The sequence below is a fragment of the Endozoicomonas sp. ONNA1 genome, from assembly GCF_024606325.1.
Lineage (GTDB): Bacteria > Pseudomonadota > Gammaproteobacteria > Pseudomonadales > Endozoicomonadaceae > Endozoicomonas_A.
The window spans coordinates 1-7,765 of sequence record NZ_JAHHPN010000447.1 but is presented as its reverse complement, the minus strand read 5'-3'; the positions used below and the strand labels follow the sequence as shown (position 1 = coordinate 7,765).

The 7,765-nt window shown below is 46.2% G+C and carries 5 protein-coding genes; all 5 read left to right on the top strand.

What is annotated here, in order from left to right; all coding sequences use genetic code 11:
* Nucleotides 1-240, top strand: a 240-nt coding sequence (locus KDK19_RS10325) for a hypothetical protein (protein WP_257291884.1), incomplete at its 5' end; no start/stop codon positions are given.
* 241 nt (nucleotides 241-481) lie between these two features.
* Complete coding sequence (locus tag KDK19_RS10320) at nucleotides 482-1,912, top strand: hypothetical protein (RefSeq protein WP_257275172.1); 1,431 nt, start codon at nucleotides 482-484, stop codon at nucleotides 1,910-1,912.
* 320 nt (nucleotides 1,913-2,232) lie between these two features.
* A complete protein-coding gene (locus KDK19_RS10315; RefSeq protein ID WP_257275171.1) occupies nucleotides 2,233-3,942 on the top strand; it encodes a hypothetical protein in 1,710 nt (569 codons plus the stop codon).
* A 287-nt stretch (nucleotides 3,943-4,229) separates the two neighbouring features.
* Nucleotides 4,230-5,714 (top strand): hypothetical protein, encoded by a 1,485-nt coding sequence (locus tag KDK19_RS10310; RefSeq protein ID WP_257254426.1) that lies wholly within the window; start codon nucleotides 4,230-4,232, stop codon nucleotides 5,712-5,714.
* Nucleotides 5,715-5,929: 215 nt separating this feature from the next.
* Nucleotides 5,930-7,369: a hypothetical protein gene (locus KDK19_RS10305; RefSeq protein WP_257275170.1), complete on the top strand. Its 1,440-nt coding sequence runs from the start codon at nucleotides 5,930-5,932 to the stop codon at nucleotides 7,367-7,369.
* Nucleotides 7,370-7,765 lie beyond the last annotated feature (396 nt).

The window sequence follows — 7,765 nt, the reverse complement described above, 5'->3', positions numbered from 1 at the left end:
AAATGGTCGCTGAATCTCGTAGAAACTTCGACAGGCTACACCGGAGCAGTACCTGAACAAAGCTCGCCTTTTGTAACATTGACTCGTGAGCGGCAGCGGCAGATAAACTTGATCAACCGCAGGGCCAGAATTCGCGTGTGTTCGGAAAGAATATTCTTCATGAAGCGAATGAAGGAATATCTGCTCAGATTGGCTGCTGTTGCGGCCGAAGAAATGGCCAAAAGAGGTGGCACAGAGTAACTGTTTTGTGACGTGATGGTGCCCAATAAGAATGGCCAGTGGGCCCAATGCAAGACAATGCGCAAAAACCTTCAAGAGCTGTTGTTATGCAGTAGCGGGCTTTTTTTATCACAAAAAATTTTTCATCCCAGAGTAGAGCGAAAAGTTGTTTCAGTCGCTTATGACTGATTTATGACTCTCTTTTGATCTACCTTTTCTATCTTAAAAAGTACAGAACACAAAACGATGTAAGGTTAATGTTTTGAAAAAAACACTCTCTTTGGCACTGTTTTGGCCGCTATTCTCGTTTTCTATCATCTGTCAGGCTGCACAGTTAACAAGAATTTTTGTTGTCGAGCCTCAACAGAGTGGAGGTTCTTCAAGCGGGGGCTTTTCTATACAGCCAGATCAGCAAATATTGCCGGGCACCCCATCATACCTTGGCGACAAAGACGGCTATGCAGAATTCATTTTGTCGCCCGATGACAAACTACACAGACCGCGAGGTTACGGGCTAAAAAGGTTCTTTATTGAGTCGATTTCGTGGCAACTGATTTACGCCACTCATTTCCTGGTTGCTTACGGACTGGTTATGACCACCCATGACGTCGGTCTGAAAGCCAAACCTTATTCATGGATATCTGCAGAAGCATTTGTCGCTGTCGACTTGCTTTTGAAAAGCTATTGGAACCCTGATTCATCGCTTTTTAACCCGATGGATCAACTGGAGGCAAGTCAGAGTGACCCGTTCAAGATTACCTCTATGATGCTTCCCGGACAGAGCCAAAAACAAAATGGCCAACAAAAAAGCCAGCCGACAGTATCATCCGGTCAGCAAGCCTCAGGTGCAACCAGCAACCAAATGACAGGTTTTTTCACCAGCCCTCCGGATTCCGGCTCTGGTGGCGGAGACGAAGGCCCCGAACAACACCAGCATACTTTGGGTTTAAATTGTCACGTTGATTCCTGTGATGGCGTTTGTAAACTCCGACCATCATCCGATAGTTCTGATTCAGCTGAAGCGGCGCTGGGTTTCGACAATTCTGAGCCACACGCCCGTAGATCACCGATTAAAACCGACCCGGGAAATGGCTGCAACTACAGACAATCACTGACTGCAAAAGGAGTCGCAGCAATGGCAGTCGATTTGACTGAGGGACTGACCTGTCATTTGCAAGTACTTGGTGTGGATGGCCAGAAGCGGTCATGCGGGGTGGTCTGCAAGAGTCTGATAGCTGTGCGGGATCACGTAGAAGACCACGAATTTCGGCGTTATCACTGTCTTGAAAGCATCAACAGAATGAGAATGAGAAGAGCTTGTTACTATCCCGAGCCAAACCCTTGTGATGAGACAGTGGTTGGGGCTGATGGCAAGGAGCATCCGTGTGGTGAGGTCTTACCAAATGCTAAGTTCCTGTCGTGTCACAAATTAAAATTCCACACTGGGCCCCAGACCTGTCAGGAGACAGAGACCCTGGAAGATGGCCTGCAGTACCCATGCAGGTTGGTCTGCGAAAATGCTCTGGATTTGGCGCGTCATAAAAACGCATACCACAAGTCGCGGAAATGCTTCAAGATAGTGGTCTGTAAGAATGGCCATCTTCACCCATGCGGAAAAGTCTGCGCAGATTTTCCAGAGTGGTTGTTTCACGATAGAATGCATCGGGAAGGCAAGTCTTTTTACGTGCAGTAGGCTGATGATCTCAGTCTGGATTGGTTATAGTTCTCCGAACAGCAGAGAGACTTTTTCTATTCCAACATTTGGTTAATCTCTTATTTGAAAGGCAATCGTCGTTTTTTTTGTAATGCCGGGACACCGATGAACAAAAGTCCTTGCCCATGTTTTGCAGTAGTGTTTTTTTATTCCCGGTGCAACCTTTGGTTTTTCTGGAAAGACACGCTGACTTTCTTGATTTATCACTTTCTTGAACTAGCTTCATTTCAAAAAATGAAAACACGAAACAAAACACGAAACATTAGGTACGAAATATAAGACAGATTTAAGGTTAGGCTTTGAAAAACATACTCTCTTTGGCACTGATGTTGCCGGTATTCTCGGTTTCTGTCATCTTTCATGCTGCACACTCGACAGGAAGTATTGTCGTCCAGCGCCAACAGAGCGGAGGTTCTCCAAGCGGGAGTTTTTCTTTAAAGCCGGACCAGCGTAGATTGCCGGGCACTCCGTCCTACCCCGTCAATACAGACGGCTACGCAGAATCAATTTTGCCTGATGACAAACGACACAGGATTAACAGTTATGGGGTAAAAACCTCTTTTATTGAGTCGATCTCATGGCAATTGATTTATGCTGCTCATGTTCTGATTGCTTGCGAATGGGTTGTGACCACCAATGACGCCGCTCTGAAAGCCAAACCTTACCCATGGATACCTGCAGATGTGTTTGTCTCTTTTGGCTCACTCTTGAAAAGCTATTGGAACCCCGATTCATCAATATTTAGCCCGACTGAATCACTTAACTTGATTGAGCAAAAAATTCAACAACAAGAAGCGAATCAGGATCATCTGTTCACGATCATCTCTATGATGCTCCCCGGAAATGGCCAACAAAAAAATAGCCAACCAAACCCGCCATCAGCATCCTCCGGTCAGCAAGCCTCAGGAGTGGCCACTCATGCAGGCAATTTTTATTTCACCAACTTCCTGTCTTTCGGCTCTGGCGACGGTAAAGAAAACCCTGATCAACACCAGCATACTTTGGGTGTGAATTGTTACGTCGATTCCTGTAATGGCATTTGTAAAATACGACCATCGTTCGATAGTAGCGAGTCAGCTGAAGGGGTTCAGCAAGGCTCTCCTCCCCCTGCTCAAAGAGAGATTAAACGTCGGAAAACTTATCCTATCCATGGTCATATAGGTGGCGACCTGCTCTGGGATATTGATCTACCCAGTCTTGAATGGTGTCTTGCTAAAAGAGCTTATGAAGGGGCCTATGCTTTATCGGATTCTGAAGAACTTGATCTTTCAAAGGTTGACGAAGAAACATTCTCCAGTGCTTTAACTGAATTTTTTGTTGATCCAATATTAACTTTTCTGAATTACAGAGTGCTCGTGACAAAGCACGACAGAAGCGACGAGTATGTGCACCTTGCTGCTGCAATGTGCAATGCCCTTGGGAACGAATATGAATATATTGTTGGTTTTTGTGCCAGTTGTGCCCATACCTTCAAATTTGGCTTTAGTCACTCACTTTTTCATATGGCCAGGGTGTTAACGAAATCTCGTGCACATAAAAGTTGGAACTTGCATCAGTTCAGACAAGATGTCATCGAAGGCCTGGATACTGATCGCCAGACTCTCGCAGAGAAGATTGCCCATCGAGAGGTAGAGCGTGTAAACACTATTCTTCAACAAGGCTCATCCATAGAAGATAAATATGAGCCTGTTGGTAATTTGGCATTAATTTTCTTTGCCCTTTCCGCCAACAATCGAAAAGAAGCAGTCAATCTTTTTTGGGAGGCTTGTTTTATAGATGCAGATGGCAACAGGATAACTCGGGATGACGAGCCCCCTGTATTCAGCGGACCCTATACAACTGAACCCACAGAAACTTATCGATATGTTTATTCTTCAGTAAGAAATTTAAAAGATATTGCTCATTTACAAAAACTGGTTAATCTGATTAAAAACTTTTTAATTGCGGATAAAGGCACGGCTTCAGCAAATTGTGAAAACAGGCCCCTGATGCAGAAGAGCGCTCGTTAAAGCTTTCACTTAGAGGGTGTGGGTGCGCGGAAGGCCATAAATATACTCAAGAACCACTCCACCATGATGGGTAAACTACTGGCAGACATTCGTCGCCTTTTACTGTCATGCCGACTCCGTTTTAATAAAAAAGCCCGCTCATGTCTTGCATCAGAGGTTTTTTTACCTACCCGCTTTAACCTTTTGTTTTAAAAAAACGCTTATTTTCTTGATCTAACACCTTGTTGATCTACCTTTCCATTCTAAAAAATAAAAACAAGACACAACAATCAACAAAGTGGGAACCAATGAAAAATTCATCCTCTGTGGCACTGTTGTCGCTGCTGCTCTCTATGTCTGCTATCGGTCAGGCTGAATCATGGACAAGGCATTATGTTGTCGAGCTTGGACAGGATGGAAGCTCTCCTATGGGGATCTTTTCCATAAGGTCTGGCCAGCACACATTCCCAGACACTCCGTCACACCTTGTCGACACAAACGCCTATACAGAAGCAATTTTGCCGTCCGAAGACAAACCACATAGACTCGGTAGTTATGGTGTGAAAACGTCCTTTATTAAGTCAGTCTCGTGGCAATTGATTTACGCCACTAGTGTGTTGGTTGCTTACGATCTGGCTATGACTACCGATGACGCAGCTCCGGGTGCCAAACCTTATTCATGGATACCTGTAGAAGCCTTTTTCGCTGTTGGCTGGCTTTCAGGAAGCTATTGGAACACCGATTCACCGCTGTTCAACCCGATAGATAAACCGGAGGCCGGTCAGGATGACCCGTTTGCGATCAATACTATGATGCTCCCCGCAAATGGCCAACAACAAAGGCAACAACGAGAAGAGCGAACAGAGTCATCTATACAGCAAGCCTCAGGGGCAAGCACTTTTACAGGTGCTCTCACCGGTCCCCTGTCTTCCGGTTCAGGCGATGGTAACGATGGTCCAGAACAACACCAGCATACTTTAGGTTTAGATTGTCGCGTCAGTCCTTGTAAAGGTATTTGCATCTTCCGACCAGCATCCAGCAGGATTGAGCTGGCTGAAGGGTGGCTGAATTCCATGGACAGTACAGCAGTTGGAGGAGGAGCAGAACCTGAACAAAGCTCATTCCACGATGTCCCTGATCGATACTACTCTGCATGGGATTATTGCGATGCAGTAATTCACTTCGATCTCGATAATGCCTTTGATAATGTCATCGGTAATCAACGCGATCATTATTTCTATGTCACTGGACGCTTTGATAACAATCCAACCAATCGCCAACGCCCTATAGATTCAATGAGTGTGGGGGCAGCCAGTACAGCTGAAGAACCCATCCGTGACGAGACAGTGACCCGGGACGATAGACAGCATCAGCCATGTGGGAAGGTCTTCAGGAGTGATAAAGCTTTGCAGGGACAATTAAGAGAATACAACAATAGGCAACGGAGGCTACGTAAATTCATAATGGACGATATGGCCAAAAATAAAGGCCACTCTTATCTGAAAGTTTGTGAAGATAAAGTGCTCTGGCGGGATGGCCAGCGGCGAAAATGCGGGGCGGTCTTCGATAATGCTCAATGCTTGCTGGATCACAAAAGAAGCAACCACAAGCCGCAAATCTGTGACGAGACGGTGGCCGGTGGGAATAACCAACAGCCATGCGGAATTGTCTGCGAGGATTTTGAAGAGCTGATCCATCACAAGCAGTTCGATCACAGAGGAAAGCATCTAAAACACAAGCCTGTTGATTTGGAACAAGGTAATGACCTCGGTTTTCCAAAAGATAAACAGTAATTCGGCTTCCAATCAGACTCAAAACACGCTTCCGAGAGGGCATCCATCCATGGAAGTTCCTATACCACATGATGACTAGCTATCCGTGGTCATCTCGAATAAAAACGACAGCGTTTGTTGAGGAAAAACGCTTACTTTCTTGATCTGTCACTTCCTTGGTCTAACCTGACTGACTAGAAAATACGAAACACAAAAATAGATGTAAGGATATAGCTTTGAGAAAACCGCTCCCTGTGGTGCTGCTGTTGCTGATGCTCTCGTTGTCTGTCATCTGTAAGGCCGAACCATTGGAAAGTCGCTTTATTGTCGAGCTTGGACAGGATGGAGGTTCCTCAGACGTGACTTTTTCCATAAGGCCTGTCCAGCATTCATTTATAGACAACCCTTCATACCATGCCGACAGTGGCTATGAAGGACTCATTTTTCCGTCTGACGACAAATCACAGGGAATTGGTGGTTATGGGTTAAAAACATCTCTCATTGAGTCGATCTCATGGCACTTGCTTCACGCCGCCAACCTGGTGATTGTTTACGAACTGGCTTTTACCCCCCATGACACCGCTCTGAGTGCCAAACCTTATTCATGGATACCTATAGTAGGAGCGTTTGTCGTTGCCGACTTTCTTTTGAAAAGCTACTGGAACCCCGATTCATGGTTGCTTAACCCAACGGATCAACTGGAGGCGGCATCTATGTTGGCACAGGCGGATCACCCGTTTGTGATCACTAATATGGTACTTCCCGGGCGTGGTGAACAAAAAAATGACCAACAAAATCCATCATCAGCCTCAGCTGATCATCAGGCCTTAGGAACAACCGCCCAACTTACAGGCTCTATCACCAGTCCTCTGGGTTTGGGCTCTGGTGACGGTAACGAAGACCCTGAACAACGCGAACATACTTTCGGTTTAGATTGTTACGTCGATTCCTGTCATGGCGTTTGTAAACTCCGACAATCATCTGGTAGCGAGTCAGCTGAAAGGTTGCTGAATTCGGAAGGAAGTCCGACAGCCCCTGCGCAAGGAATACCCGAACAAGGCTCTATTGAAACGATGAATGAACTCACTCAAATCCTGCACCATTTTCAGCCACAAGCCCTGACAATATCGATTAATACCTTTCCGGCTAATAGCCGCAGCAATACATGTTGTGTACCGGATGCAGCGGCAGCCATGAAAGCCGGGGAACTGACCTGTAAAGTGCCCATGCACGGAGAGGATGACCAGCTGCGGCCATGCGGGTTTTTCTGCAATAACAGGAAAGCTATGCGGGCGCACAAAACGAAATACCACACGAAAAGTCGTCTGCACTTTCTTGAGGGTTTGAGCAGCATGAGAAAAAGCAGCTCGGAAAAGGCAAGACTCTTTATCTATCCCGAGACACACCGTTGTTACGAGACAGTGATCGGGGAGGATGGCCAGCAGCAGCCGTGTCATGAGCCCCTTCCAACGGCTCAATCGCTGTTAGATCACAAATTAAGATATCACCCCGAATCACAGGCCAGTGATGGGACAGCGATCGGGGACGATGGCCAGCGTTCAGGCGGAATAATGAGCGAGAATGCGCAGACCCATCAGGCAAAAGTGCATCGAAAACGCAAGCCTTTTGATGCAGATCGAGATGATCACCTTAACCCTCCGGAAGGTACAGAATGATCGGGCTCCCAGCCAGGCCCGAAGCAAGCTTTCAGAAGGGATGGATATCACACTATTTGTTATTTCGATTTTTAAAAAACCGGACAGTCGTCATCACAACTCGCATTCGACGATTCAGGTGGACTCAATCGGGGCCGGGTAATCGCCTTGCTGTAGCTCTGTCATCTTCCCTGAAGTTCATCGCTTTTCTCAAACCGGTTCTTACGACAGTCATCAGGTATCAGACATCGGTGTTTCAGTAAAATTTCAGCACGTTTGCCATGGATAGGAGAATGCATGAACCATTATGTTTTAGTTCTTTGCCCCTTGTCCTCTCGTCTATCCTCATTGCTCCTATCCACAGAAAACAAAGGATAGAACCATTAAAAGTCTACTCTTGCACGTATTGGTCTTTGT

Bases quoted from the DNA above. Each gene is read 5' to 3' on its own strand.
- KDK19_RS10310 (WP_257254426.1), top strand. From the start codon at position 4,230: ATGAAAAATTCATCCTCTGTGGCACTGTTGTCGCTGCTGCTCTCTATG.